The following is a 26499-nucleotide window of genomic DNA, read 5'->3' as shown; positions in this document are numbered from 1 at the left end:
GAGGAAAGTTTGAGAGGGCCACCGATGCCGGCGGCGTCTTGTCCATGCGTCGAAAAGGCCGGCCGCCATGCGCAGAGGGCATCGCCCTCCGGGGGGAGGGAGGGCGATGCCCGTGGTTCCCACGGGCGGGTCGGTTGAAAGGGGAGCCTGTCAGAACCACTGCCCCGGCTCCATCAAACCCAGATCCATCAACTGCCGGGAATGCCACTCGAACGGCTCGGAGTTATGCCATTGGAATGTGGGAATGTCATAGCGGCTGCCGGGATTGCGTTTCAGCGCCTTGGCCGTGCGAAACGAGCAGATCGCCGCCGTGACGTTGTGATGCCATTCGCAGGCGTAGGTGTTGTATTCTTCGTCGTTGAACCTGTGGTCGCCGCGCAGCTGCAGCCCCGGTTTGGCGCGAAACAGCGGAATACGGTCGATCTTGCGGCTTTGTGGCGGCACATGTTCCTCGAACCGCCAGCGTAGCCCGCCAAAGAAATCAAGCTGCCGTTCCTTGGGATGCCCGTCTCGGGCCGTATCCTTGCGCGCCAGCGCGTAATAGCCCGAGCGGTCCAAATGCGCCTGATCCAGTGAGACGGCATTGGGGTGTCGCTTGAGGTCCAGCGCATAGAGGTCCACCACATAGGCCAGCATCGCATCGCGCCGTTCTTCGCTGTGAAAGGCCAGCAACTCCTTGACGTTGCGCGTCTCGCTGAAAGGGTGAAACAGGTATTCCGCGTTGTAGCAGTAGTAAAGCCACTGCCCCGGCACCGCCGCGATCATGTGGTTCACGGCCCGCTCCAGCGCGGCTTCGGCGGTGGCGTCATAGTCCACCCGCAGCACGCTTTCCTCTAGGTCGCGGGGCAGGTCGAAACCGGGCGGCATCAGCGCCACGACGCTGTCGAACCCCGCCTGCTGGTGGTGGCGCAGGGTGGTGTCGACCTCAACCGCATCCTCGACCAAGATCATGGCGATGGGGCCTGTGTTCAGCTCCGTGCGGGCCTCTTTGATAAGCTGGTCGAGATCGCGATACCGCATAGGCCCCCGCTGGAATTTGCCGCTGGTAAAGTCGGCCAATTCCGGGTGCATTGCAAGACGCGGCCACCGCTGTTAGACGACGCCATCTGCCCGAAATCCGTCAAAACCCTTGGATGCCCGCCATGACCCAACCGAAAAAGCTGTTCATCAAGACCTATGGTTGCCAGATGAACGTCTATGACAGCGAACGCATGGCCGAGAGCTTGGGCGGGCAAGGCTATGTCACCACCGACCGCGCCGACGACGCGGATATGATCCTGCTCAACACCTGCCATATTCGCGAGAAGGCGGCGGAGAAGGTCTATTCCGAATTGGGCCGCTTGAAACCGCTGAAAGACGCGCGGCCTGATCTGAAGATTGGCGTGGCGGGCTGCGTGGCCCAGGCCGAGGGCGAAGAGATCATGCGCCGCCAGCCCGCCGTCGATCTGGTGGTTGGCCCGCAAAGCTACCACCGTCTGCCCGAGATGGAGGCGAAGGTGCAGGGCGGGCAAAGCGCGCTCGACACCGACTTCCCGGCAGAAGACAAATTCGACCACCTCAAGGGCCGCCCCAAGGCGAAACGCGCCCCCGCCGCCTTCCTGACCGTACAAGAGGGCTGCGACAAGTTCTGCGCCTTCTGCGTGGTGCCCTACACCCGCGGTGCTGAAGTCTCCCGCCCTGCCGAGAAGGTGCTGGAAGAGGCGCGCGATCTGGTCGAGCGCGGCGTGCGCGAGGTCACGCTACTGGGTCAGAACGTCAACGCCTATCACGGCGGCATGACGCTGGCCGGGTTGATCCGCGCGCTGGCCAAGATCGACGGGCTGGAGCGTATCCGCTACACCACCAGCCACCCCAATGACATGGGCGACGACCTTATTGCGGCCCATGGTGAAGTCCCCGAACTGATGCCCTATCTGCACCTGCCGGTGCAATCGGGCAGCGACCATATCCTGAAACGAATGAACCGCAGCCACACCGCCGAAAGCTACCTCAAGCTGCTGGAGCGCATCCGCGAAGCGCGGCCCGACATCGTGCTGTCAGGTGATTTCATCGTCGGCTTCCCGGAAGAAACCGAGGCGGATTTCGAGGCCACGATGGAGCTCGTCCGTCAGGTGCGCTACGGCTATGCCTATTCGTTCAAATACTCCACCCGCCCCGGCACCCCCGCCGCCGAACGCCCGTTGGTCGATCCGGCTGTGGCCGATGGCCGTTTGCAGCGCCTGCAAGGGCTGATTACCCAGCACCAGCAGGAAATCCAGCAGTCGATGGTGGGCCGCGAAGTATCGGTTCTGGTCGAGAAGAAGGGCCGTTTGCCCGGTCAGATGCTGGGCAAGTCGGAATACCTGCACGCGGTACATATCGAAGACAGCACGGCGCAGATTGGTGACATCCAGCGCGTGCGTGTGACCAAGGCCAAGACCAATTCACTGGCCGCCGTTCTGGTCTGATCCGCAGTCCTAAGGGGCTTGCAACGGGTGCGCGTCGCCGCGCACCCGTAGTTTTTCAGTAGTTGTGTTTGCGGTGCGATGCGGCATCCGCAAAAATCCGCTTCATCGTCGCTTTCAGCCCCTCGGGGTTGCCGACGAGTGTGTGATCCCGGCAGACCCGTTCGGCCACGGCATGGGCGGTGGAAAAGTCATAGCCCACGGCCACGAGGCTATGCACGAAGACCGAGTTTGGCCGGTCCCAGATCACGTCGTTCCACGGGCCGCGGTAGCAGCTGACGTGGATCACATTGCCTGTGGGATGGGCCACCCCTTGGTTGTGATAGGCATATTTCACACCTCCCGCGAAGGCGGGCAGGGCAAGCAGGCCGGTGACGGCGGTGGCGAGTAGCGTTTTCATCATAAGTTGGTCCCCCAGTTTTCATTGCAGCAGTCAAGATCGGCAAAGCCGCGCGAAGTCCCACCCTCGCGATCCGATGGAATGAGGTTTAGGACTAAAGGTGCGGTTTTCAAGAAAATTCAATGGCAGGGGGCGCTGCCTGCGAACAATCCCGCTGTCTCGTGTGTGATTGTCGTCGGACCGTATTTAATGGTGCGTTTTCGGCGCATCGGGGCAAGGTAGCGGGGCCGTCCTTTAAAGCCGATTTGCCAATATCGCGCGGCGGATTCGTTGTAATGCGTCAAGGTTCGGCCACAAAATGTTGATTTCACAGCTTCACAGCGAGACCGTTTTTACCTAACCTGACCCTATACTCAAAAGGCGCGGGTCCGGGGAGGGGTCGCATTTGCCAAAGATAAGAACCAGAAATTAGAATAGGACAAACGCTGTGGGACCCACTATTTCCAAAGCACTGCGCGCCATGGCCAGCCTGACGATGGCAGCGGCGCTGACCGTGGCCAGCACCTCGGCCGATGCGCAGACACCCTCGCAACAGGGCCGTGACAAAGGCGTTTACACGCCGACCATCTGGGTAGACCCGGATGGCTGTGAACATTGGGTCATGGATGACGGGGCCGAGGGCTATATGACCCCGCATACCACCCGTCAGGGCATTCCGGTCTGCCGCCGCGGCGATGTCTGCGGCGTGATGGAGGCGGATCAGTTCTTTGCCACCGACAAATACAGCATCTCGCCGCAGGGCCGGGCGCGTCTGGCGCATTTCTTCCAGTCGACCGGGGCGGTGTCCTACATCATCACCGGCCATACCGACAGCCGCGCGTCGGACGCCTATAACATGCGCCTGTCCTACAACCGGGCCAATGCCGTGGCGCGCATCGCCAACCAAGTCGGCGCTAGAATCGCCGACGTGCGGGGCTATGGCGAACGGATGCCCGCCGTGCCGAACAATTCCGCTGCGAACATGGCTAAGAACCGCCGTGTCGAAATTATCTGCATTCGCTGAAGGGACCGTAAAAGTGATTAAGACGAAACTTCTCATGGTCACAGCCTGTGCCGTCGGCCTTTCGGCCTGTACCGATTACGAAGGCGGTTTGGGCCGGGGCTACCCTTCGGACAAGACCTTTGACCGGGGCATCGACAAAAAGCATTTGAGCCAGCTTCAGGCGGGCATCTGGGTCGATCCCAACGGGTGCGACCACTGGATCATCGACGACGGGGTCGAGGGCTATCTTTCGGCGCGGCTTGATAAATTCGGCAAGCCGGTCTGCTCGGGCGTAGCACCGCCGACACATACCGCGGGCCACTTCAAAGGCGGCTCCAACATCAAAGACCCGAACTGACCTTGGCGGGCCATATCACAGACCCCGGGCCGGAGCGCGTTGCGCTTCGGCCCTTTTTGTCGCGACGGGTTGGTAATTCGGTCCGGTCTGACTATTTCAACATTCAGTGCTTCACAAAGGATACGCGCATTGCCTTCAACTGATCTGATGACACCGGAAACCGCGGCCGAACGGGTGGTGGAATTTCCCGACAACCGCCTTTTGATCGACCTCTGCGGCGCCTATGACGCGCATCTGGCGGCCATCGAAAAATCGCTTGAGGTGCAGATCATCCGGCGCGGCAATCACCTGCAAATTCTGGGCGAAGCCGAGGCTGTTGAGAAGGCCGAGAGCCTGCTTAACGCGCTCTATGTCCGGCTGGAGAGTGGCCGCGCGGTTGAGCCTGCGGATGTGGACGGTCTGCTGCGCATGGGCAATTCCGGCGCGGGCACCGGGGTGCGTCAGGGCGACCAGTTGGAGATGCCGATCTCGGACGCGATCGAAATCCAGACCCGCAAAAAACGGGTTGAGCCGCGCACCGATGCGCAAAAAGCCTATGTGCAGTCGCTCTTCGACAATGAGTTGGCCTTTGGCATCGGCCCTGCGGGCACCGGCAAGACCTATCTGGCTGTCGCCGTGGGCGTTTCGATGTTCATCGGCGGCCATGTCGACCGGATCATCCTCAGCCGCCCCGCGGTCGAGGCGGGCGAGAAGCTGGGCTATCTGCCGGGCGACATGAAGGACAAGGTCGACCCCTACATGCAACCGCTCTATGATGCGCTGAACGACTTTTTGCCGGGCAAGCAACTGGCCAAACTGCTGGAGGAAAAGCGGATCGAGATTGCGCCGCTTGCCTTCATGCGGGGGCGCACGCTGTCCAATGCCTTCGTGGTGCTGGACGAGGCGCAAAACGCCACCTCCATGCAGATGAAGATGTTCCTGACCCGGTTGGGGCAGAACTCGCGCATGGTGATCACCGGCGACCGCACCCAGATCGACCTGCCGCGCGGGGTGCAATCGGGGCTTCAGGACGCGGAGCGGCTGCTCAAGCAAATCCCCAGCATCAGCTTCAACTACTTCACCTCTAAAGACGTGGTGCGCCATCCGTTGGTCGCCGCGATTATTGAGGCTTATGAGGCCGATAGCGGTGCCGCTTGACGTGATGCTGGAAGATTTCGACATCGTGATCGAAGACGACCGCTGGGCGGCGGTCGACCTTGAGGCGCGCGCCCATGCTGCGGCACGCGCCACTTTGGGCCATCTCGGCCTTGATGCCAAAACCGCCGAGATGACCCTGCTGGCCTGCGACGACACCCGCATCGCTGCGCTGAACGAAGACTTTCGCGGCAAGGCCAAGGCGACCAACGTGCTAAGTTGGCCTGCCGAGGAACGCGGGGCGGTCACCCCGGGCGGCGATCCGCTGCCCGTCACCCCCGGCATTGACGGGATGCTCGAACTGGGCGACATCGCCTTGGCTTTCGAGACCTGCGCCGCCGAAGCCGAGGCGGCGGAGAAGCCATTAGATGCCCATGTGACCCATCTCATCGTGCACGGGCTGTTGCATCTTCTGGGCTATGACCATGAAAATGACCCCGACGCGACGTTGATGGAGGGGTTGGAGCGCGAAATACTTGGCAAAATGGGTTATGATGACCCATATAAGGAAAATGGGCCTTGAGGGGCTTTGTAACACAGACGGGACCCAATGGGCGATACAGACGGATCATCTGACGCGGCGCAGAGCGCGCTGACAGATGAAGACAGACATGAGCAGCCGGATGATGGCGCGATGCGCACCGGTAATTTCTTTTCTCGGGTGTTCGAGGCGCTAAGCCCATCGGACAGTGAGGACGACACGCCAGAGACCTCGGCAGAGGCCGAGCGGCCCACGGGCCATGGCATGATGAACCTGCGCCGGATGCGGGTCGATGACGTGGCGATCCCAAAGGCGGATATCACCGCCGTGCCGGTCAGCGCCACGCTGGATGAGTTGGTCTCGGTCTTTAAGGAAAGCGGGATGACCCGCCTGCCGGTCTATGATGGCACGCTCGACACGCCCGTGGGCATGGTCCACCTCAAAGACCTTGCGCTAAACCACGGTTTCAACGGCAAAAACACCAAGTTTGATCTGCGCACTCTGCTGCGGCCCTTGGTCTATGTGCCGCCGTCGATGACCATCGGCGTGCTGCTGACCAAGATGCAGGCCGAGCGGCGGCATATGGCCCTGGTGATCGACGAATATGGCGGTGTCGACGGGCTCGTGACCATTGAAGACCTGATCGAACAGGTCATCGGTGAGATCGAAGACGAACATGACGTGGACGAGGGCACCTATTGGACGGTCGAAAAGCCCGGCACCTATCTCGCGCTTGCCAAGACCCCGCTGGGGGATTTCGAGGCTGAGATTGGCCATTCCCTGACCGACCATGAGACCGTCGACGAAGAAGAGATCGACACGCTCGGCGGCTTGGTCTTTATGCTGTCGGGCCGCGTGCCCGCGCGGGGCGAGGTGGTCTTGCACCCCGATGGTCCGGAGTTCGAGGTGATCGACGCCGACCCGCGCCGCATCAAACGGCTGCGGGTCCGCACCCAAGGGGCCGGGGGATGAGGCAACGGCTGGCGATGCGGGGCCGGATGTTGCTGGCCCCCCTCGCCGGGGCCATCGCAGCCTTCGGGCAAGCGCCTTATGAGCTGCCTATTCTGCTCTTTGCCGGGCTGGTGGCGGCGTTTTGGCTGTTTCGGGCGCAATCCGGCGGGCCGATGCGCGCGGCGCTTTTGGGCTGGGGCTTTGGCTTTGGCTATTTTCTGCATGCGCTGCAATGGATCGTTTCGCCCTTCATGGTCGATGTGGCGCGGCATGGGTGGATGGCGCCTTTTGCGCTGATCCTGCTGGCTGCTGGCATGGCGCTGTTCTGGGGGCTGGCCTTTGGCCTTGCCCGTTGGATCGCGCCGAAACGCGGGCTGGCGCTGGCGCTGACTTGGGCGGCGGTGGAACTGCTCCGCGCCTATGTCTTCACCGGCTTCCCATGGGCCATGCCCGCTCAAGCATTGGTTGGCGTGATGGCGGGGCAGGGGCTCGCCTGGGTCGGCCCCTATGCGCTGAACCTCTGGCTATTCGCCATCGCCGCGATCTTGCTGCTGCGTGGCCCTTTGAGCCTGCGATTGGGGCAGGGGGTGCTGGCCTTCTCGACGGTGCTGCTGTTGCTGCTGCCCCCGCAAGCGCCGCCTGCGGTGCTGACCGAGAATGTGGTGCGTTTGGTGCAACCCAATGCCGCGCAGCGGGATAAGTGGAACCCCGATACCTTCGAATTCTATTTCTCCCGCCAACTCGACTATACCGCCGCCGCGCCGCAAGACGAAGGCGCCGCCCCCGATCTGGTGATCTGGCCCGAGACCGCGATCCCCTGGTCGCTGGACATGGCCGGAAGCGCCTTGGATGAGATCGGCGCGGCCTCGGACGTGCCGGTGGTGCTGGGCGTGCAGCGCCGGTCGAACATGCGCTATTTCAACTCCCTTGTTGTGTTGGACGAAGGCGGCGCGGTCGATCAGCTTTATGACAAACATCACCTCGTGCCCTTTGGCGAATACATGCCCTTGGGGGATCTGATGGGGCGTTTCGGGATCCACGGCCTCGCCGCGCAGGAGGGGAACGGCTTTTCCAGCGGCCCGGGCGCGCAGGTTTTGGAACTGGGGCCGCTCGGCGCCGCATTGCCGTTGATCTGCTACGAGGCCGTCTTTGCCCATGATGTGAACGCCGCTCCGGCCCGGCCCGCCTTCCTGATGCAGGTGACCAATGACGCTTGGTTCGGCAAGGCCGCAGGCCCACGCCAGCATCTGGCCCAAGCGCGGATGCGCGCGATCGAACAGGGGCTGCCCATGGCCCGCGCGGCCAATACCGGCATCTCGGCGATGATCGACCCGCAGGGGCGGGTGATCGCGTCGCTGCCGCTCAATTCCGCAGGCTTCATCGACGCGCCGCTGCCGGCGCCGCTGGCGCCCACGCTCTACAGCCGCAGCGGTGATTTGCCTTTGACGCTGCTGCTGGCGCTCTGCCTTGGCGGGCTTGCCGTGGCCCGCCGTCGCAGCCCGGGGAATGCCGATTGACCATCCACCAGCGGTTGTCTAAGCCGTTGGGAGAGCACCACAACGGCTTCCTGACGTGGTGCGTAATTTTTATTGGAGCACTACATGTCCCGTCAGAACTATACTTTCACTTCGGAATCCGTTTCCGAGGGGCACCCGGATAAGGTCTGCGACCGGATTTCCGATGCCATCCTCGACGCTTTCATCAGCGAGGAACCCGAAGCGCGGGTCGCCGCCGAAACCTTTGCCACCACCAACCGCGTCGTGATCGGGGGCGAGGTCGGGCTGGCCAACAAGGCCAAGCTCGATGAATATCTGGCGGGTGTCGAGGATATCGCCCGCGCCTGCATCAAAGACATCGGTTACGAGCAGGATGAGTTCCACCACGCGACATGTGAGATCACCAATCTGCTGCACCCGCAGTCCGCGCATATCGCTCAAGGCGTCGATGCCGCCGATGGCAAGGAAGAGGGCGCAGGCGATCAGGGCATCATGTTCGGTTTTGCCACCGATGAGACGCCCGAGTTGATGCCCGCACCGATCCACTACGCCCATGCGATCCTGCGCCGTCTGGCCGAGGTGCGCAAAGACGGGACCGAGCCGACCCTGCGGCCCGATGCGAAAAGCCAGCTTTCGGTGCGTTACGAGAACGGCAAGCCGGTCGGCGTAAGCTCCATCGTGCTGTCGACCCAGCATGAGAGCGAAAGCCAGACCAGCGCCGATATCCGCCAGATCGTGGAGCCCTATATTCGCGAGGTTCTGCCCGAGGGGTGGATCGACGCCGACACCGTCTGGCACGTGAACCCCACCGGCGTTTTCGTGATCGGCGGGCCGGATGGCGACGCGGGCCTCACGGGGCGCAAGATCATCGTCGACACCTATGGCGGGGCCGCACCGCATGGCGGCGGGGCGTTCTCGGGCAAAGACCCGACCAAGGTCGACCGTTCGGCGGCCTATGTGGCGCGCTATCTGGCCAAGAACGTTGTGGCGGCGGGGCTGGCGAACAAATGCACCATCCAACTTAGCTATGCGATTGGGGTGAGCGAGCCGCTGTCGATCTATTGCGACACCCATGGCACCGGTGACGTCCATGACGCGGCGATCGAAAAAGCGATCCGGCAGATCATTGACCTGACCCCGCGCGGCATTCGTGAGCATTTGCAATTGAACAAGCCGATCTACCAGCGCACGGCGGCCTATGGCCACTTTGGCCGCGCGCCCGACGCGGATGGCGGTTTCAGCTGGGAACGCCGCGATCTGGTCGATCAGTTGAAAGCGGCTGTGTAAGGATTGAGGGGGTGGGCGACAGCGCCCACCTTTTTCGCGGCGGAGGTCAGCCCCGTTTCGCCTCGACCAAGGCCACGGCGGCGGCCACTGCATCTTCAATCGCCATTTCCGTCGTGTCGATCTGCTTGGCGTCCTCAGCAGGTTTCAGCGGCGCTTGGTCCCGGCTCATGTCGCGCAGGTCGCGCTGGCGTACATCCTCCAACACGTCTTCATAGCTGGTCTCGATCCCCTTGCCCGACAGTTCGGCGAAACGGCGCTGTGCGCGCACTTCGGGGCTGGCGGTGATGAAGAGTTTGACCGGCGCGTCGGGGCAGATCACCGTGCCGATGTCGCGCCCGTCGAGCACCGCACCACCTGCGCGGGTGGCAAAGCTGCGCTGGAACCGCACAAGGGCGGCACGCACCGCAGGGATCACGGCCACTTTGCTGGCCTCTTGCGCTACCTCGGGGCTGCGCAGGCTGGGGTCTTCCAAATCGACGGGGGCGAGGGTCCGGGCCGCTTCCTCGGGGTCCATCCCGGTGAGGGTCTTGGCCGCGACCGCGCGGTACAAAAGCCCGGTGTCGAGATGCGCGAAGCCGAAATGCGCCGCCACCGCCTTGGCCACGGTGCCTTTGCCCGCCGCCGCGGGGCCGTCGATGGCAACGGTGATGCCGTTGGCTCTGTTATCTGTCATTGCAAATTCCTTTTGTTCCGGGCCCGCAGGCCAAGCAGCAGGGCCGCCGTGAAACAGCCCGCCAGTATCACCCATTTCGCCACTGTGAACAGGCTCGCCGTTGCGACGGCCTGTGCGGTGATCCGGTCCGGCCCCAATTCGACCAGCCGTCCGATCAGCATGTTTTCGGTGTAATCCGCCCCCAGATACAGCGCCACGGCCAGCGTCAGCCCCAGCCGCAGCCCGCCCGCCGACCAGCGCCGGAACCACAGCAGCAAGGCCAGTGCCAGAAGGGCGGGGACGGCGGTGTCGGCCAGCCGGAACTGGCCGAGATACAGCGCCGTCTGCGCGGGGCTGAGAGCGGCCAGATAGGCGCGCGCCTCGGTCAGATCATAGCCCAGAAGCCGCCCGTCCAAAACGCCCATGCCCGCCGCGCGCAGATGTGTCTCGGCAAAGCCCGCGAGGGCTGCAAAGGCCAGTGCAGCGCAAAGGCTGAGCCAGATCAGCCGGTCGCCTGTCACGCAAGCAACCGTTCGACCTGCGCACCCAAGGAGGCCATCAGCGGCTCGAAAATCGGGAAGGAGGTGGCGATGGGGCCGCCATCATCCACCTGCACGGGCTGTTGCGCGACCATGCCAAGGATCAGGAACGACATGGCGATGCGGTGGTCGAGATGGCTCTGACAGGTCGCACCCCCGGGGATATTGCCATGGCCCAGCCCTTTGACGGTCCACCAATCGGGCCCGTCCTCGACCGCGACCCCATTGGCGCGCAGCCCGCTGGCCATGGCCTCGATCCGGTCGCTTTCCTTGACGCGCAGTTCCTTGACGCCGCGCATCACGGTCTCGCCCGTGGCGCAGGCCGCCACGACCGAGAGCACGGGGTATTCGTCGATCATGCTGGCAGCCCGTTCGGGCGGCACTTCGATGCCCTTGAGGTTGGGCGAGAACTTTGCACGCAGGTCGGCCACGGGCTCGCCGCCCTCGGTACGTTCGTTTTCATACGTCAGATCCGCGCCCATTTCGCGCAGGGTGGTGAACAGCCCCGCGCGGGTCGGGTTCAGGCCGATGCCCGGCACCAGCACGTCCGAGCCGGGCACGATCAGTGCGGCGCAGACGGGGAAGGCGGCGGAGGAGGGGTCGCGCGGCACGTCGATATGCTGCGGCTTCAACTCTGGCTGGCCGGTCAGGGTGATGACGCGTCCTTCGTCAATCTCTTCGACCGTGATCTCGGCACCAAATCCTGCCAGCATCCGCTCTGTATGGTCGCGGGTGGCCTCGGCCTCGATCACCACGGTTTTGCCCGGCGCATTCAGCCCCGCCAGCAGCACCGCGGATTTCACCTGCGCCGAAGGCACGGGCACGGTGTAGCGCACCGGCACGGGCTCGGCCGCGCCCACGAGTGTCATCGGCAGGCGGCCCCCGGCGCGGCCCACCGATTGCGTGCCGAACAGCGCCAGCGGATCGGTCACCCGCGCCATCGGGCGGCTGTTGAGGCTGGCATCGCCCGTGAAGGTCACCGAGATCGGAGAGGTCGCCATCGCGCCCATCAACAGCCGCACGCCAGTGCCGGAATTGCCGCAGTCGATCACATTGTCCGGCTCGGCAAAGCCGCCGACACCCACGCCGTGCACGGAATAGGAGCCGCCGCCGTGGTCGACCACCTCGGCTCCGAAAGCGCGCATGGCTTTGGCGGTGTCGAGCACGTCTTGCCCTTCCAAAAGCCCGGTGATCGTGGTTTCGCCCACGGCCATGGCGCCAAGGATCAGGCTGCGGTGCGAGATCGACTTGTCGCCGGGCACTTCGGCGGTGCCGCTAAGCGGCCCGCAGGCGCGCGATGACATGGGAATGGGGCTGCCGTGACTGGACATGAGGTACCTCTGATCTGCTCAAGGTTCCTATTATCGCAGGCGGGCGGCAGCGTCCATCGCCGCGCGTGCGATGGCTGGCGATCAAGCGGCGCGGTTCAGTGTTTGCGGAAGGTCAGGTAATGCGGCGTGCGCCCTTCGCGCAGCGCCTTTTGCTCATAGCGGGTCGAAATCCAATCATCCCAAGGCGCGCGCCAATCGTCCGGCCCTTCGGCCAGCCAGTCAAACCCATGCTGCGGCACCTGTTCGAGCGTCTGGCGAACGTAATCCTCGATATCCGTCGCAACGCGGAAGATCGCGCCGGGTTTCAACACGCGGGCCAGCGGCTCAAGATGCTCGGGCGTGACGAAACGGCGGCGGTGGTGGCGGGTTTTCGGCCAAGGATCGGGATAGAGCAGGAACGCCCGGTCGATGGAGGCTTCGGGCAGCACATCGAACATATCGCGCACGTCACCGGGGTGAATGGCGAGGTTGTCCACGCCCGCGCGTCGGATTTTGCCCAGCAACATCGCGACGCCGTTGATATAGGGCTCGCAGCCGATGATGCCCACATCGGGGTTCTGCCCGGCCTGATGCACCAGATGCTCACCACCGCCAAAGCCGATTTCCAGCCAGACCTTGCGCCCGCCAAACAGCGTATCAAGGTCGAGGGGCTTGCGGTCGGGATTGCTCTCCCAATCGACGGCCCCCGGCGACAACGCGTCGAGGTCTTCGTCGATATAGGTCTTTTGCGACTTCTTCAGGGCCTTGCCTTTGAGGCGGCCATAGAAGTTGCGGCGGGGGCGTGTTGTATCACTCATGGCGGCTCATGTAGCGGCCCCGCCGCGCCACCGCAACATTCCTCTTTCAGAGCGGCGCGGGAATAGAGGGCGGTTAACCGTTTGTTAGGCTCCATGGGTCTAAATGCCCAGGCAAAGCAGGGGGACGGCTGATGAGCGTGGCAAAACGCGGAAGCGGTGCAGGCAATAGGGCGGATGGCGCGGCGAAACCTGTTGCGGCGGCGCGTATTCTGATCGTGGATGACCAGCGCTTTGACCGGATGCGGATCAAGCGGCTCTGCGGCGGGCTGGACTTTCCTGTCTCCCTGACGGAGGCAGAGAGCCTTGCCGCCCTTGGCCAGCAATTGGATGAGGGGGCGTTCGATTTGATCCTGTTGGACTATACCCTGCCCGATGGGGATGGTTTGCTGGGTTTGCAAATGATCCGCGCCCACCCGCGCAACGGCGGTGTCGCCACGGTGATGATCACCGGGACAGAGCAGAGCGAGGTCGCGATCGAAGCGCTGCGCGGCGGCTGTAGTGACTATATCGCAAAGGATGAACTGTCTCAAAGCACGCTGAGGCGTTCCGCCTTTCACGCGCTTCACAAGACCGCGCTGCAACTGGGCGTGGCCACGCAGGAACAAAGACGGTGTGAATTGCAAAGCGTTTTGCGGCGGTTCACCGAGGAATGCGCGCGGGATATCAAGCCGATGGTGACCGACAGCATGCACGCCCTTTCGGCCTTGGACCGGTCGAACCCCGCCGCCGTGGCGGAGGTGCTGACCAAGATCGACGACACCTTTCTGCGCCTTTGGGAGTTCGTTGAGGATTTGGCCAGCTATCAGGGCAGTGACCTTGCCGAAGGGGATCTGGCCAATCCGCCGAAACCCACGCCGGGGCTGGGCGCGGGCTGGGGCGGGTAAGCGGCAGGCTTACCGCGGCGGGGGGCGGTACAGATCGCTCAGAAAAGGGTGCAGCGCGGCGCTCGGCCTGATCCGTTGTGCTGCCCTCTTTCCCCGGGCACGCTACGGAACCCTTGCCCGGCAGAACCCCGCATATTCCCCGGCCAACACGCCATAGCCCTTGCAGGAGCGGCAAAATTCGCCTATACGCGCCCTGTCTAAGGGGCGGTTACAGCTTCGGGCGCGATATAACGGGCAGGGTCGGTACCAACCGGCCCTCTTTTGTTTGCGTTCGGCTGCGGGTCAACCGCTGTGCTTGATGTCGGAGCTTTTCTGACAAGAACGGCACGGTGCCACCACAACGACCAATTGCAACTCCAGACCGGCGGAGACAACCGCGCGGCCAGAAACATTTGATAAGGATACGAAAAGCTACATGACCAAAGCAATGGACGAATTCGAAGCGCTTCTTAACGAAAGCTTTGAAATGGACACGCCCCAAGAGGGCACAGTCGTCAAAGGCAAGGTGATCGCTGTCGAAGCGGGCCAAGCCATCATCGACGTCGGCTACAAAATGGAAGGCCGCGTTGAGCTGAAAGAATTTGCTGATCCCGGCGAATCCCCCAAAATCGAAGTTGGCGACGAAGTCGAAGTTTTCCTTCGCCAAGTCGAAAACGCGCGTGGCGAAGCTGTCATCAGCCGCGAAATGGCCCGCCGTGAGGAAGCCTGGGATCGTCTGGAAAAAGCCTATGCCGCAGAAGAGCGTGTCGAAGGCGCGATCTTTGGCCGTGTCAAAGGTGGCTTCACCGTCGACCTCGGCGGCGCAGTTGCATTCCTGCCGGGCTCGCAGGTTGACGTGCGCCCCGTGCGCGACGCAGGCCCGCTCATGGGTCTCAAGCAGCCGTTCCAAATCCTCAAGATGGACCGCCGTCGTGGCAACATCGTTGTATCGCGCCGTGCGATCCTCGAAGAGTCCCGCGCCGAACAGCGTGCCGAAGTCATTGGCAACCTGACCGAAGGTCAGACCGTCGATGGTGTGGTCAAAAACATCACCGAATACGGTGCCTTTGTTGACCTCGGCGGTGTTGACGGCCTGCTGCACGTCACCGACATGGCATGGCGCCGCGTGAACCACCCCTCCGAGATCCTGTCGATCGGCGAGACCATCAAGGTTCAGGTCATCAAGATCAACAAAGAGACCCACCGCATCAGCCTCGGCATGAAGCAGCTGCAGGAAGATCCGTGGGATCTGGTCGGCGCGAAATACCCGCTGGGTTCCGTGCACAGCGGCCGCGTGACCAACATCACCGACTACGGCGCATTCGTCGAGCTGGAGCCCGGTGTCGAAGGTCTGGTCCACGTCTCCGAGATGTCTTGGACCAAGAAGAACGTGCACCCCGGCAAGATCGTGTCCACGAGCCAAGAAGTCGAAGTCATGGTTCTGGAAATCGACAGCGCCAAGCGTCGCGTTTCCCTTGGTCTCAAGCAGACCATGCGCAACCCATGGGAAGTCTTCGCTGAGACCCATCCCGAGGGCACCGAAGTCGAAGGCGAAGTCAAGAACATCACCGAATTCGGTCTGTTCGTTGGCCTGCCCGGCGACATCGACGGCATGGTTCACCTGTCGGACCTCAGCTGGGACCAGCGCGGCGAGGAAGCGATCCAAGACTACCGCAAGGGTGACGTGGTTCAGGCCGTCGTCTCCGAAGTGGACGTCGAGAAAGAGCGCATCTCGCTCTCGATCAAGAACGTCGGCGGTGACAAGTTCGCCGAAGCCGTGGGCGGCGTGAAGCGCGGCTCGATCGTGACCGTGACCGTGACCTCCATCGAAGATGGCGGCATCGAAGTCGAATACGAAGGCATGAAGAGCTTCATCCGTCGTTCCGACCTCAGCCGTGACCGTGCCGAACAGCGCCCTGAGCGTTTCTCGGTCGGTGACAAGGTCGACGTGCGCATCACCAACGTTGACGCGAAAGCACACCGTCTTGGCGTCTCCATCAAGGCACGCGAGATCGCGGAAGAGAAAGAGGCGGTACAGCAGTACGGTTCTTCCGACTCCGGCGCGAGCTTGGGCGACATCCTTGGTGCGGCGCTGAAAGGCGACGACGAGTAAGCATATTCCGCGTTGAATATGTGACCTTAGCGAAGGCCCCGCATGGCGACATGCGGGGCCTTTTGCTGTTCCGGGGGCGCGGTCGAATCGCGAAGCGGGTTTTGCCCGTCGTGCCCAATCCCCGCGCGCCGCGGCCTTCAGCGCCGAAAGGCGGCGGAAAAAAGTTGAAAAAACAGGGGTTTCGCTGCGAAAAATCTATCGCGGCGCTGGCGGAACACCTTCCCGTGTGGGGCGTTATTTCCTATAGTCGGGTAAGACATCAATAAATTCTCGGGGGACGTGCCATGATCCGGTCGGAACTGATCCAGAAGATCGCTGACGACAATCCGCATCTTTATCAGCGTGATGTTGAGCGGATCGTAAACACGGTCTTTGATGAGATCACGGGCGCCATGGCGCGTGGGGACCGGGTCGAACTGCGCGGCTTCGGTGCTTTTTCCGTTAAGAAACGCGATGCCCGCGTGGGGCGCAACCCGCGCACGGGTGAGACGGTGAATGTCGAAGAAAAGCACGTGCCCTTCTTCAAGACGGGCAAGCTGTTGCGTGACCGGCTGAACGGGAAAAGCTGATGCGTTACATTCGTTATGCTTGCATCGCGCTTTTCGCGATTGCACTGGTTTCCGTTGCTTTGGCGAACCGGAATATCGTGACACTTCAAGTGCTTCCGACCGAGATTTCAGGTTGGTTTGCCGTGAACCCCTCTATCGAACTGCCGCTCTTTATCGTGATCCTTGGCGGGATCATCGTAGGGCTTTTGGTGGGTTTCGTTTGGGAGTGGATCCGCGAACACGGCCACCGCGCCGAACTGGCGCGGCAAGCGCGTGAGCGTCGTCGGTTGGAGCGAGAGGTGATCCGCCTCAAGGAAGAGAAGCATCAGGGCAAGGATGAGGTGCTGGCGCTGCTCGACGAAGCAGGCTAAACCCCACCCATGCCTGAGAACGTTAACGTAAAAATCTGCGGTTTGACCGACCCTGCCGATGTGCCCGCTGCCCTCTTGGCGGGCGCACGCACGCTGGGGTTCGTTTTTTTCCAAAAATCCCCCCGCCATCTGTCGCTGGAAGCCGCGGCCCATATGACCGAAGCCGTGCCTGACGGGATTTGCAAGGTCGCGCTGACCGTCAATGCCGACGATGCGGCGCTGGATGCGTTGCTGGCGGCGGTGCCCTTTCTGGACATGCTACAGCTGCATGGCAGCGAAAGCCCCGCGCGGGTGGCCGAGGTCAAGGCGCGCTATGGGCTGCCGGTGATGAAGGCTGTGGGCGTGGCGGATCGCGATGATTTGGCGCTGCTGAACGACTATGTCACCGTCGCGGATCAACTTCTGGTGGATGCCAAACCGCCAAAGGATGCGGTGCTGCCGGGCGGCAATGGGCTGGCCTTTGACTGGCGACTGATCGCCGGGCGGCGTTGGCCCAGGCCTTGGATGCTCGCCGGCGGTCTGAACGCCGAGAATGTGGCGGAGGCGATTGCTCTGACCGGGGCGCGGCAGGTCGATGTCTCTTCCGGGGTCGAAAGCGCGCCGGGGGTGAAAGATGCCGAGCGCATTCGCGCCTTCTGCGAGGCGGCGCTGAAATAACCCTCTTTAGTTAAAAGAAAAAAAGGCCCGGTGGCGATGCCCCGGGCCTTTGTCGTTCTGGTGCCAAAATTGGCGATCAGATCGATTGATCGTAATCGCCCACATCCGGCTCGGTGCGGATCACCGCGTCGATATCGGCGAAGATCGCGCGCATTTCCGCGTCGGATTCGGGGCTCTCGCAGACCACGACAAGGTTCGGCGTGTTGGAGGAGGCCCGCACGAGGCCCCAGCCGCCGTTGTCCAGCATGACGCGCGCGCCGTTGACTGTAATGACCTCGGCAATCGCGCGGCCACCGATCTTCTCCCCGGCATCGGCCTTGGCGACAAGCTTTTCCACAATCCGGTCGAGGATGTCGTATTTCTCGGTGTCCGAAGCATAGGGCGACATGGTGGGCGTCGAATAGGTCTGGGGCAGGGCGCGGCGCAGGTCCGACATGGATTTGTCGGGGTTGCGGTCCATCAGCTTACAGATTTCCACCGCCACGCGCATGCCACAGTCATAGCCCCGGCCAATTGGCTCGGCCAAGAAGTAGTGACCGGACTTTTCGAAGCCCGCCAGCGCGCCCAGTTCTTTGACCCGACGTTTCATGTGGCTATGGCCGGTTTTCCAATAGTCCGCCTTGGCCCCGTGTTTCTGCAATTCAGGGTCCGAGGCAAAGAGACCGGTGGATTTCACATCGGCGACGAAGGTGCTGTTTGGGTGCAGCTTGGCCAGATCACGGGCCATGATGACGCCCATCTTATCGGCAAAAATCTCTTCGCCCTCGTTATCTACCACGCCGCAGCGGTCGCCGTCCCCGTCGAAACCAAGCGCCAGATCGGCACCGGAGGCGCGGACGCTGTTGGCCATGTCATGCAGCATTTCCATGGCTTCGGGGTTCGGGTTGTAATGGGGGAAGGTGTAGTCGAGCGTGTTGTGGCTATCGACGACTTCGACCCCCAAGCGGCGGAAGAGTTCGGGCGCGAAAGCCGAGGCGGTGCCATTGCCGGTGGCGCAGACGACCTTGAGTTTGCGTGTCATTTTGAAGTCACCGACAAGGTCATCCAGATAGGCTTCGCGCACGCCGTCGACGAACTCATAACCCCCGCCCGGACGCCGTTCACCACGGCCATTCAACACGATGTCGCGCAGCTCGGCCATCTCGTCCGGGCCGTGGGTGAGGGGGCGCTGAAAGCCCATTTTGACGCCGGTCCAGCCGTTCGGGTTGTGGCTCGCCGTGACCATGGCAACGGCAGGGGCATCGAGGTGGAACTGGGCGAAATAGGCCATTGGGGAAAGCGCCGGGCCGATATCCTTGACCGTGATCCCGGCCTGCATCAGCCCCAGCATCAGCGCGTTTTTGATCGAGAGCGAATAGTCGCGATAGTCATTGCCCACGGCGATCACCGGTTCGATCCCGCGCGCATGCATCTGCGTGCCAAGGCCGAGGCCAAGGGCGGTGATGCCGGGCAGGTTGATGTCGTCGGGGTATTTCCAACGCGCGTCATATTCGCGAAAGCCTGTCGGGGTGATCATCGCATCGCGCAGAAATTCCCAAGTGTTCGGGGTCACGGTGGAGGCCGGTTTACTCACGTCAAATACTCGCTTTTAAGAATAAATTTAGAAAGTCAGCGGATGGCTTTTCGCCAGCGCGTCGAATTGCATCAACAGGTTGATCAGCCCCGGCATCTGATCGAGGTAGATCATATTGGGCCCGTCACTGGGCGCGCGGTCGGGGTCTTCGTGGGTTTCCATGAAGATCGCCGCCACACCGATGGCAGCCGCGGCGCGGGCCATGACAGGGGCAAACTCACGCTGACCGCCCGAAGAGCCGCCCTTGCCGCCCGGCTGGGCGACGGAGTGGGTCGCGTCCATCACCACCGGATAGCCGGTCTGAGCCATCTGCGGCAGGCTGCGCATGTCGGCAACCAACGTGTTGTAGCCAAAGGTCGTGCCGCGTTCGGTCAGCAGGATGTTCTTGTTGCCCGTGCTTTCGATCTTGTCGACGATGTTCTGCATTTCCCAAGGGGCGAGGAACTGCCCCTTCTTCACGTTCACCGCCTTTCCCGTCTCCCCGGCGGCGAGCAGCAGGTCGGTTTGGCGGCAGAGGAAGGCGGGGATTTGCAGCACGTCGACCACGTCACCGGCCTGCGCGCATTGCGCCTCGTTATGCACATCCGTCAGCACCGGCACGTCATTGGCGCGGGCGACAGATTGCAGGACTTGCAGCCCCTTCTCGATGCCCAGCCCGCGCTTGCCCGAAAGGGAGGTGCGGTTGGCCTTGTCATAGCTGCCCTTGAAGATGAACTGCGCGCCTGCGGCGTCACAGGCTTCTTTCAGAACCCCCGCGACCATCTGCGCGTGGTCTTCGCTCTCCAACTGGCAGGGGCCAGCGATCACGGTGAGGGGACGATCATTGCCGACGGTCAGATTGCCGATGCGCAGCTGGGTCATGAGGTTACCTGTTCTCTTAGAATGGACGCTGTCAGGGACAACATCAGGTAGATGCCTGCAAAGATAAGGAAAGCCAATATCGTGTTTTCGAACTTGCGGGGGTAGGTCGCCTCGTCCGGGGCGACGGGGTTGACCGCCACGGTGAGGTAGCGGACCTGCCGCCCAGCCTCGGTTCGGGCCTGTTCCATTGCGGTTTGCGCGCTTTGCAGCACCATGTCGGCAGAGGCCAGATCGGCCTGCGCAAGCTGTGCGGCGACCGCCTGTTGCGCCAGCGAGTTTTCGCCTTCACTGGCGGCGGTCATCCGCTCGCGCAGTTTGGTAAGCTGCTCGCGCAGCCTTCGCACATCACCGCGCGCACCATCGACCTTGGCTTGGTTCGGGCGCTGGTTGTCGAGCAGGGCGGCGAGTTCGAGTTCCTTTTCGATCAGCAGGGTCTCGTAATTGGTGATCTGTGTGCGGATCGAGGCGATCATCGCCTCGGGGTCGACGTTGTTGTCGACCTGCAATTTGATCAGCGCCTCCTGCGCTGCACGGCGGTTTTCCAACGCCGTTTCATAGCCCTCAAGCGCGTCGCGCATCCCGTCTTCGCGCTTTTGCTTGCTCAGGTTGTTCACACGCTCTTCGGCATAGGTGAGCAGACGTTTCGAGAATTGTTCCGAGACCTCGGGATCGGCGGCGATCACCTCCATCCGGATCACGCCTTCGGTCGGGTCGTAACCGATTTTGACGTTTTTCTTGTAGGTCTTATAGGCTTCTTCGTTGCTGGGGTCTTCGGAAAGCCGTTGGATGGGGTCGATCTCAGGATCGGCGAAATGGGCGCGAAACCCTGCGTCTTCGTCGAGCCGCAGCATCGCGTCTTTCGATTGCAGATAGGCCTGCGTGGCGATGCTGTCGGCGCTATTGGCGAATTGCGTGGGCAGCAGCCCGCCAAAGGGGCTGGAACCGCCGCCACCTTCGTTCTGAATGATCAGAAATTGGCTTTCGGTGGCATACATCGGCGTGGCGATTTTGTAGAAATAGTAACCCGCGGCAATAGTCGGCAGCATGACGAAAAAGGCGAGCCGGACCAGCAGCATGGCCGCTTTGCGGCGGCGGCGGCGGGTGATGTCGCGCTGAATGTCCGAGATCTCGCGCTGGCGGCGTTCGGCGGGGCTGACATCGGTCGAGGGCAGGCCGCGCGGGCCGCGGGGCGTGGTCTGGGGCAGTTGCACCTTTGGATCGCCGGGCTGGCCGCGGGTGGCGGGCAGACCGCTGCCCGCCGGATCGCCCGACTGCGGCACCACGAGTTCCAGCATGTTGGACCGCTGAAACGGGTCGACCCCCTTGGCCCGCAAAAGGCGCACCGCGTCGAAATCCGAGGTCGGCGCCAACCCGTGTTTCTGCGCCACGCGGCGCGCCATGCGCAATTGGCGGCCCGTCAGCCCCTCGCGGCGGATCGCGTCGATATCCTGCTCGGCCGAAACTTCATTGGCGGAGGACACCTCGCCCGAGCGGGCGCTCTCGGAATGGGGGGCTTTGCCGCTGCGCGCGGCATGTTCCAGGGCTTCCTTGCTGTGCGAGGGCTCTACCTCGGTCGCATCCGCGACGGCGCGCAGTTTGGCCTTGCGCGCGGCCTTTTCGGCGTCGCTCTGGGCGGCCTGCGCCTTCTCGGCGCTGCTCGGCGCGGCGCTGCCGCTGGAGGGGGGCGGCGCCTTGCGGATGCGGAATTTTCTAGCCTTGGGTTTCGTAGTCATAGAGCTGTTTCGCTTCTTCCAAGGTGTCGAACATATGTAGCTTGCCATCCAGAAGGACAGCGGCGGAGCGGGCAAATTTCTCAAGCGTATGGGCCTGATGCGAGACGATGATGATCGTCGTGGTGCGCAGCCGTTCTTTCAGAATATCGCCCGCCTTGCGGTTGAATTCCACGTCTGTCGTGCCGGGCATGCCTTCGTCAATCAGATAGATATCAAAATCCAGCGCCAACATCAGCGCGAAAGAGAAGCGCGCCCGCATCCCGGCGGAATAGGTGCCGAGCGGCTGATCGAAATACTCCCCCAGACCGCAGAGCCAGCGGCAAAAGCTTTCCACGTAATCGGGGTCGAGCCCATAGAGCCGCGCGATATAGCGGGCGTTCTCCATGGCAGAAACCTTATTGACCACGCCGCCCATAAATCCCAATGGAAACGAGATGTTACAGCCGCGCCTGATCTCTCCTTCGTCGGGTTTTTCCAGCCCCGCCATCATGTTGATCAGGGTCGTTTTGCCGGTGCCGTTGGGGGCCAGAATGCCCAAAGAGTTGCCAAGCTCCACGCGAAAAGACACCCGGTCAAGAATGACCTTGTGCTGCGATCCCGTCCAAAAGGACTTGGACACATTTTCAAATTCCAGCATTCGCTGCTCCGGTTGGTGCTAAGCGGGGCGTCGCGGCGCCTCTGGCATCAGAGGTATCATAACCGTTTATTCACGGAATTTGACCACAATATGTCGAAACGCAGGCGTTCACTGGGACAGGCCGCCGCGCAGGGCCGTGCAGCGGCGGTAAAAACTGTTGCCCGCAGGGCGGGAATCCTGCGGGGTTAGGGGCATGGCGGCAGGGCATGTCGCCCCGCGCCCGCGCGGGGTCAGTGCAGCGTGTGGGTGCTCTCGGTCGGGGCCATCTCGCCGATGTAGCTGACGTTCATCAAGGCCGCCTGCGTGCGGTCACCGTCGATGTTTTGCACCGGGCCGACGGGCACGGCGCTCATCAGCCCAAGCCGGGTCATCCAGCGGCTGAAGGTGGCGGGCACGATGCCCAGAACATGGCTTGCGCCCATGGCATAGGCCGCGCCGGCCATTTGGTTCATCAGCATACGCTGCACGGCGATGCGGCGCTGCGCGGGGACCGCGCTGGTCAGGAAAAGACGCGTCGCTTCCCAGATGTCGTCACGCGCGGGGGCTTTGAAGAACAGCACATCCTGCGGAATGTCCGGCAGCATCCCCAGTTGCGCGTCGCGCAGCATATAGCTGTATTGCGCGCAGGTCGAAGTGGTGGGCATCAGGCGCACGCCGCCCATGACCTCGCCATATTCGTGCAGAACGATCCAGCGGGCGCGGGGCGTGTCGTATTGGTCAAACTCCATCCCATCAACCTGAGGGAGATCCCATTGCTTGTCGTCGATGAAGATTCGGCGCCGCGCCCGGAGGAAATTAACGAACAATTCCCCATGCTGGTGCATGTTCAAAAATGACAAAGTTGTGGCACGCATATAGGGGTTGGCCCGCGCAAGGGCTTCGGGGCTATAGGGGTCAGTCTCTGTCGATTTGCTGCCAAGCAGCTTTCGCGGAAAGCGGTTATTCTTTACTTCCAACGCCTTAGCGTCCTGTGGGGTCAGTTCGGGAAGAACATCCTGCCAAGATTTTCCACTGAAGCTCCGTCCTTGCAGACTCATGTTGGACCTCAAAAATTCGCTGTAAAAATACCTCTTATCAAGAGGCTAACCTCTAGTTGCATGAAATGGCCATACTTATGTCCCATTTCCGGGTATAGAAAGGAAGATGATCGCGTCTAACATGTGCTTCGATGCCGAAATGCAACATGTTAAGAGCGTTTGTCGGCAGAATGCCGGCATTCGAGCAGCCGACCGAAGAAAACGAGAGCGATGTCGCAGGAAAAAGTAACATACGGCCCGATTCATACGCCGCATCTGGCAGACGCGACAAAGGTGCAGCAGATGCGGGACTACTCCCAAGTCGGCGTCAACCTGTTTTGGCAGCGGCAGATGATCTTTGCGGCGGCCATTTGCTTATCTGCGTTCTACTATGATCTGTGGCTGTCGATCTCGACCGTAATCCTGATCGCGATTTCCGAGACTTTCGACTATCTGCTTTTCCTGCGCATCACCCGCTGGCGGGGGCGCAGCCCACGTTTGGCGCGTTTGTTCATGAACCGGATCTATATCGGCACGGTGCTGAGCGCCGGGGTGATCAGCTATTTCGCTCTTGGGATTGCGCTGCAGCAGGGGGCGACGACGCATTTCCTGCCGCTGTTCTTCCTTTTCGCGGCGGCGCTATTCGCCTCGATGAACAACCATCATATCCTGCCGGTGTTGATGCTGCGGCTTGCGATCTATGGTGTGACATTCCTTTTCATCCCGATCTGGGACATCGTGCGCACGGGGGCAAGCATCGAATCCGAGCTTTGGACCCAGTTGTTCACCGTGGTCTTCGTGCTCTATTTCATCGTCGATTGCTCTCGCATCTTTTTGAAAATGTACCGCACCAACCTGCGCCAACTCGAAGAGTTGAAGGTCGAGCATGAGAAAACCAAAATCGCCTTTAAGGTGAAGACCGAGTTCGTCTCGACCATCAGCCATGAGCTGCGCACGCCGATGACCTCGATCAAAGGGTCGCTCGACATGGCCTGCGCCGGAGTTTTGGGCGAGATGACCCCGCAGATGGAGAAGGTTCTGAAGATCGCGCAGCGCAATTCGGCGCGGCTGACGTCGATCATTAACGAGATTCTCGACCTGCAGAAGTTTGAGGCGGGCAAGGTCAGCTTTGATATCGAGCCGCTTGAAGTGCAGACCATCATCGAAGACGCGATCGAGCTGAACCAGTCCTTTGCGGGTAACCTTGGCGTGACGCTGCGCTATGCCAAACCGTCGGAGCCTGCGGGGATCGCCACCGACGAAAAGCGGCTGCAACAGGTGATGTCCAACCTTCTGTCGAACGCGGCCAAATTCTCGCCCGCAGGGTCGACGGTCAAGGTGACCTCGGTCAACCTCGGCGACAAGGTGCGGATCAGCGTGATCGACGAGGGGATCGGCCTTGCCGAATCCGAGCGCGAGAAGGTCTTTGACGAATTCTCGCAGATCGACTCCTCTGACCAGCGGGCCGTGGGCGGCACCGGGCTGGGGATGAACATCTCCAAACGGATCATCGAAGCCTTGGGTGGGCAGATCGACTATTTCAAGAACGACGGCCCCGGCACGACCTTCTATATTGATATGCCCTTGGGCAACGGTACGGGGAAGGAACTGGCCCATGGGATGCACGTCAAGGACATGGTGAATGGTGAGGGGCCGATTGGGGATGAGACCTCCGAGAAACCTCGCGGGGAGCGCGCGGCGGCCTAAGTCAGGCGCGTTTCGCTGCCCCGGCCTCTCGGCGCGGGCGACATCGGCCTTCGCCCCAGTGACAATCTCAAACGGAAAAGGGGGCGGCATTTCTACCGCCCCCGCATTCGGATCGTCCGTTCGACGCGGTCACGCCACCAATTGCCAGATCACACCCGCAAAGATCGCCCCGACGAAGGCAAAGCCGATATAGGCGGCGAAAACATGCGGTTTCACCAGTGCCCAGACCGCGACAGCCGCTGGAATGCAGCTTACCCCGCCCGCCACGACAAAGGACATGGCCGCGCCTTGGGTCATCCCTTGCGCCAGCAGCGCGTCGATCAGGGGCACGGCGGCATAGCCGTTCAGGTAGGCCGGTGCGCCCACGAATGCGCCCAGAATGATCGGCATGATCCCGGTGCCGCCCAAGACATTGGCGATCCATTCGGCGGGCACATAGGTCAGCATGAGGGCTTCGACCACATAGGCGAGGGTCAGCCATTTGACGAGGAACAGCGCATTGGTCAGCGCCGTGTCGGCAAAGCTCGCGCGGCGCTCGGCCTCTTGCCAGAACTTCCAGACCGGCGCGCCGGAGAAGGGTTTGGCCGAAGAACAGCAGCTGCTTTTCGGGGGCTGGGGGCGCAGGGGGTCATTGAAAATCGGCGTGCGGGACAAGGCCATGACGGTGAAGCCCCCGAACATGCCCACGCCAAGCGCCGCGATGGTTTTCGCCAAGGCGAAGTCGAAGCCGAGCGTGCCCGAGGTGATCGCGAACATCGCCGGGTCCATCAGCGGGGAGGCCAGCCAAAAGGCCATCACCGCGCCGAGCGGGGCACCGACCGCCAGCAGCGCGGCGATGAAGGGGATCACCTCGCAACTGCAAAAGGGGGACAGGCCGCCAAGCGCCGCCGCCATTATCACCATCCGCGCCGGGTTGCCCTCAAACGCGCGGGCAAGCAGGCTCTCCGCCCCGCTGGCTTTGAGATAGGCCACCGCCAGCACCGCGAAGGCGATGAAGGGGGCGGTGTGCAAAAGCGCCTCAGCCGCGAAGATGACCGTCGGCAGGACCTGCGGTGGATCCAGCAGCGCGATCAGCGCCAAGAGCGCCAATGTGATGCCCCAAGCGCCTTTCAGAATGGCCAGGCGGTGCAGTGCGGGGAGGGTTTGGGTGGTATCAGCCATGGTTATGCTCCGTGCAGCCTTCGATTGCGTCCGCGCAGCATTCGGTCAGCAGGAAATTCGCCAGCGCCTGCACTTCTTCATAAGCGACGGCGGCGCAGATGGTGCTTCGGCCTTGTTTTTCCTGTTTCACCAGACCGGCAGAGGCCAAGAGTTTCAGGTGATGTGTCAGGGTCGAGCCGGTAACGCCGGTGCGTTCGCCCAGCGTGCCGATGTTCAGCCCCTCTGTTCCGGCGCGCACCAACGTGCGCAGCACCAGAAGGCGTTGTTCCGATCCAAGCGCCGCAAAGCTGCTGGCGGCGAGGGTGAGGGCGGGGGTTGCGGATTTTTGTTTCATGCTTCTAGAAATATCGAAACGTCAGCGCGATGCAAGTTTTATTTCGATAATTATCGAAATTAAGGCCCGCGGC

Annotated in this window: 26 protein-coding genes, 1 pseudogene and 1 riboswitch; of the genes and pseudogenes, 14 read left to right on the top strand and 13 right to left on the bottom strand. The window is 62.1% G+C overall.

Annotated elements, in window-relative coordinates; genetic code table 11:
- Nucleotides 1–150: 150 nt before the first annotated feature.
- Nucleotides 151–1020: a hypothetical protein gene (locus ACGYK7_RS09520; protein ID WP_394401463.1), complete on the bottom strand. Its 870-nt coding sequence runs from the start codon at nt 1018–1020 to the stop codon at nt 151–153.
- 122 nt (nt 1021–1142) lie between these two features.
- Between ACGYK7_RS09520 and miaB the strand changes: the two genes are divergently transcribed.
- Entirely contained in the window at nt 1143–2447 is a 1305-nt protein-coding gene (miaB, locus tag ACGYK7_RS09515; protein WP_394401460.1) for a tRNA (N6-isopentenyl adenosine(37)-C2)-methylthiotransferase MiaB, read from the top strand.
- Between the two features lie 55 nt (nt 2448–2502).
- Here miaB and ACGYK7_RS09510 read toward each other — a convergent pair whose 3' ends face one another.
- On the bottom strand, nt 2503–2844 hold the full coding sequence (locus ACGYK7_RS09510) for a hypothetical protein (protein WP_394401458.1): 342 nt from the start codon (nt 2842–2844) through the stop codon (nt 2503–2505).
- Between the two features lie 460 nt (nt 2845–3304).
- Here ACGYK7_RS09510 and ACGYK7_RS09505 point away from each other — a divergent pair, with 460 nt between their 5' ends.
- The 7 genes from ACGYK7_RS09505 to metK all read left to right on the top strand — a co-directional run bounded on the left by ACGYK7_RS09505 (nt 3305) and on the right by metK (nt 9533).
- Nucleotides 3305–3847 (top strand): OmpA family protein, encoded by a 543-nt coding sequence (locus ACGYK7_RS09505; protein WP_394401643.1) that lies wholly within the window; start codon nt 3305–3307, stop codon nt 3845–3847.
- Nucleotides 3848–3860: 13 nt separating this feature from the next.
- Complete coding sequence (locus ACGYK7_RS09500) at nt 3861–4184, top strand: hypothetical protein (RefSeq protein ID WP_394401456.1); 324 nt, start codon at nt 3861–3863, stop codon at nt 4182–4184.
- 147 nt (nt 4185–4331) lie between these two features.
- The gene (locus ACGYK7_RS09495) at nt 4332–5321 is read left to right on the top strand and encodes a PhoH family protein (protein WP_394401453.1); all 990 of its coding nucleotides are present in this window, start codon (nt 4332–4334) and stop codon (nt 5319–5321) included.
- Nucleotides 5296–5841, top strand: coding sequence for an rRNA maturation RNase YbeY (gene ybeY, locus ACGYK7_RS09490; protein WP_394401450.1), 546 nt, complete (start codon nt 5296–5298; stop codon nt 5839–5841). The genes ACGYK7_RS09495 and ybeY overlap by 26 nt, the downstream gene beginning before the upstream one ends.
- Before the next feature lie 27 nt (nt 5842–5868).
- A complete protein-coding gene (locus tag ACGYK7_RS09485) occupies nt 5869–6771 on the top strand; it encodes a hemolysin family protein (RefSeq protein ID WP_067261410.1) in 903 nt (300 codons plus the stop codon).
- Nucleotides 6768–8267: an apolipoprotein N-acyltransferase gene (lnt, locus tag ACGYK7_RS09480; protein WP_394401447.1), complete on the top strand. Its 1500-nt coding sequence runs from the start codon at nt 6768–6770 to the stop codon at nt 8265–8267. The genes ACGYK7_RS09485 and lnt overlap by 4 nt, the downstream gene beginning before the upstream one ends.
- A 31-nt stretch (nt 8268–8298) precedes the next feature.
- Nucleotides 8299–8347, top strand: a riboswitch (SAM-SAH riboswitch).
- Nucleotides 8348–8351: 4 nt separating this feature from the next.
- Nucleotides 8352–9533 (top strand): methionine adenosyltransferase, encoded by a 1182-nt coding sequence (gene metK, locus ACGYK7_RS09475; protein ID WP_394401444.1) that lies wholly within the window; start codon nt 8352–8354, stop codon nt 9531–9533.
- Nucleotides 9534–9579: 46 nt separating this feature from the next.
- Here metK and ACGYK7_RS09470 read toward each other — a convergent pair whose 3' ends face one another.
- From ACGYK7_RS09470 to trmB, 4 genes are all read right to left on the bottom strand, one after another.
- The gene (locus ACGYK7_RS09470; protein ID WP_394401441.1) at nt 9580–10206 is read right to left on the bottom strand and encodes a (d)CMP kinase; all 627 of its coding nucleotides are present in this window, start codon (nt 10204–10206) and stop codon (nt 9580–9582) included.
- Nucleotides 10203–10706, bottom strand: a complete 504-nt coding sequence (locus tag ACGYK7_RS09465; protein ID WP_394401439.1) for a hypothetical protein — start codon at nt 10704–10706, stop codon at nt 10203–10205. The genes ACGYK7_RS09470 and ACGYK7_RS09465 overlap by 4 nt, the downstream gene beginning before the upstream one ends.
- On the bottom strand, nt 10703–12055 hold the full coding sequence (gene aroA, locus ACGYK7_RS09460; protein WP_394401436.1) for a 3-phosphoshikimate 1-carboxyvinyltransferase: 1353 nt from the start codon (nt 12053–12055) through the stop codon (nt 10703–10705). Before aroA ends, ACGYK7_RS09465 begins: the two co-directional genes overlap by 4 nt.
- Nucleotides 12056–12150: 95 nt before the next feature.
- Nucleotides 12151–12852, bottom strand: coding sequence for a tRNA (guanosine(46)-N7)-methyltransferase TrmB (trmB, locus tag ACGYK7_RS09455; protein ID WP_394401434.1), 702 nt, complete (start codon nt 12850–12852; stop codon nt 12151–12153).
- Between the two features lie 131 nt (nt 12853–12983).
- Between trmB and ACGYK7_RS09450 the strand changes: the two genes are divergently transcribed.
- The 5 genes and pseudogenes from ACGYK7_RS09450 to ACGYK7_RS09430 all read left to right on the top strand — a co-directional run bounded on the left by ACGYK7_RS09450 (nt 12984) and on the right by ACGYK7_RS09430 (nt 17404).
- Nucleotides 12984–13736, top strand: a complete 753-nt coding sequence (locus tag ACGYK7_RS09450; protein WP_394401431.1) for a response regulator — start codon at nt 12984–12986, stop codon at nt 13734–13736.
- 397 nt (nt 13737–14133) lie between these two features.
- Nucleotides 14134–15828, top strand: a pseudogene (gene rpsA, locus ACGYK7_RS09445) (30S ribosomal protein S1); the annotation flags it as partial.
- Between the two features lie 284 nt (nt 15829–16112).
- The gene (gene ihfB / locus ACGYK7_RS09440) at nt 16113–16397 is read left to right on the top strand and encodes an integration host factor subunit beta (RefSeq protein ID WP_067261426.1); all 285 of its coding nucleotides are present in this window, start codon (nt 16113–16115) and stop codon (nt 16395–16397) included.
- Nucleotides 16397–16747: a lipopolysaccharide assembly protein LapA domain-containing protein gene (locus ACGYK7_RS09435; RefSeq protein ID WP_067261428.1), complete on the top strand. Its 351-nt coding sequence runs from the start codon at nt 16397–16399 to the stop codon at nt 16745–16747. The genes ihfB and ACGYK7_RS09435 overlap by 1 nt, the downstream gene beginning before the upstream one ends.
- A gap of 9 nt (nt 16748–16756) precedes the next feature.
- Complete coding sequence (locus ACGYK7_RS09430) at nt 16757–17404, top strand: phosphoribosylanthranilate isomerase (RefSeq protein ID WP_394401428.1); 648 nt, start codon at nt 16757–16759, stop codon at nt 17402–17404.
- A gap of 76 nt (nt 17405–17480) precedes the next feature.
- On the opposite strand, the gene ACGYK7_RS09425 is transcribed toward ACGYK7_RS09430, so the two are convergent.
- From ACGYK7_RS09425 to ACGYK7_RS09405, 5 genes are all read right to left on the bottom strand, one after another.
- Nucleotides 17481–18977 (bottom strand): phosphomannomutase/phosphoglucomutase, encoded by a 1497-nt coding sequence (locus ACGYK7_RS09425; RefSeq protein WP_394401425.1) that lies wholly within the window; start codon nt 18975–18977, stop codon nt 17481–17483.
- Between the two features lie 27 nt (nt 18978–19004).
- A complete protein-coding gene (gene kdsA / locus ACGYK7_RS09420; protein WP_394401422.1) occupies nt 19005–19838 on the bottom strand; it encodes a 3-deoxy-8-phosphooctulonate synthase in 834 nt (277 codons plus the stop codon).
- Nucleotides 19835–21571 (bottom strand): capsule biosynthesis protein, encoded by a 1737-nt coding sequence (locus ACGYK7_RS09415; protein WP_394401419.1) that lies wholly within the window; start codon nt 21569–21571, stop codon nt 19835–19837. The genes kdsA and ACGYK7_RS09415 overlap by 4 nt, the downstream gene beginning before the upstream one ends.
- Nucleotides 21549–22208 carry an ABC transporter ATP-binding protein gene (locus ACGYK7_RS09410; protein WP_067261436.1) on the bottom strand — a complete coding sequence of 220 codons (660 nt, stop codon included), beginning with the start codon at nt 22206–22208 and terminating at the stop codon, nt 21549–21551. The genes ACGYK7_RS09415 and ACGYK7_RS09410 overlap by 23 nt, the downstream gene beginning before the upstream one ends.
- Before the next feature lie 230 nt (nt 22209–22438).
- Nucleotides 22439–23032 (bottom strand): acyl-homoserine-lactone synthase, encoded by a 594-nt coding sequence (locus ACGYK7_RS09405; protein WP_394401641.1) that lies wholly within the window; start codon nt 23030–23032, stop codon nt 22439–22441.
- 423 nt (nt 23033–23455) lie between these two features.
- Here ACGYK7_RS09405 and ACGYK7_RS09400 point away from each other — a divergent pair, with 423 nt between their 5' ends.
- Nucleotides 23456–24931 carry a cell wall metabolism sensor histidine kinase WalK gene (locus ACGYK7_RS09400; protein WP_276154003.1) on the top strand — a complete coding sequence of 492 codons (1476 nt, stop codon included), beginning with the start codon at nt 23456–23458 and terminating at the stop codon, nt 24929–24931.
- A gap of 129 nt (nt 24932–25060) precedes the next feature.
- Here ACGYK7_RS09400 and ACGYK7_RS09395 read toward each other — a convergent pair whose 3' ends face one another.
- Nucleotides 25061–26092: a permease gene (locus ACGYK7_RS09395; RefSeq protein ID WP_394401417.1), complete on the bottom strand. Its 1032-nt coding sequence runs from the start codon at nt 26090–26092 to the stop codon at nt 25061–25063.
- The gene (locus tag ACGYK7_RS09390; RefSeq protein ID WP_394401415.1) at nt 26085–26426 is read right to left on the bottom strand and encodes an ArsR/SmtB family transcription factor; all 342 of its coding nucleotides are present in this window, start codon (nt 26424–26426) and stop codon (nt 26085–26087) included. Before ACGYK7_RS09390 ends, ACGYK7_RS09395 begins: the two co-directional genes overlap by 8 nt.
- Nucleotides 26427–26499 lie beyond the last annotated feature (73 nt).

Origin of the sequence: Sulfitobacter sp. 1A15299, assembly GCF_043556915.1 — a bacterium.
In the GTDB taxonomy this organism is placed as follows: domain Bacteria; phylum Pseudomonadota; class Alphaproteobacteria; order Rhodobacterales; family Rhodobacteraceae; genus Sulfitobacter.
This window is presented reverse-complemented; position numbering and strand designations above follow the sequence as displayed.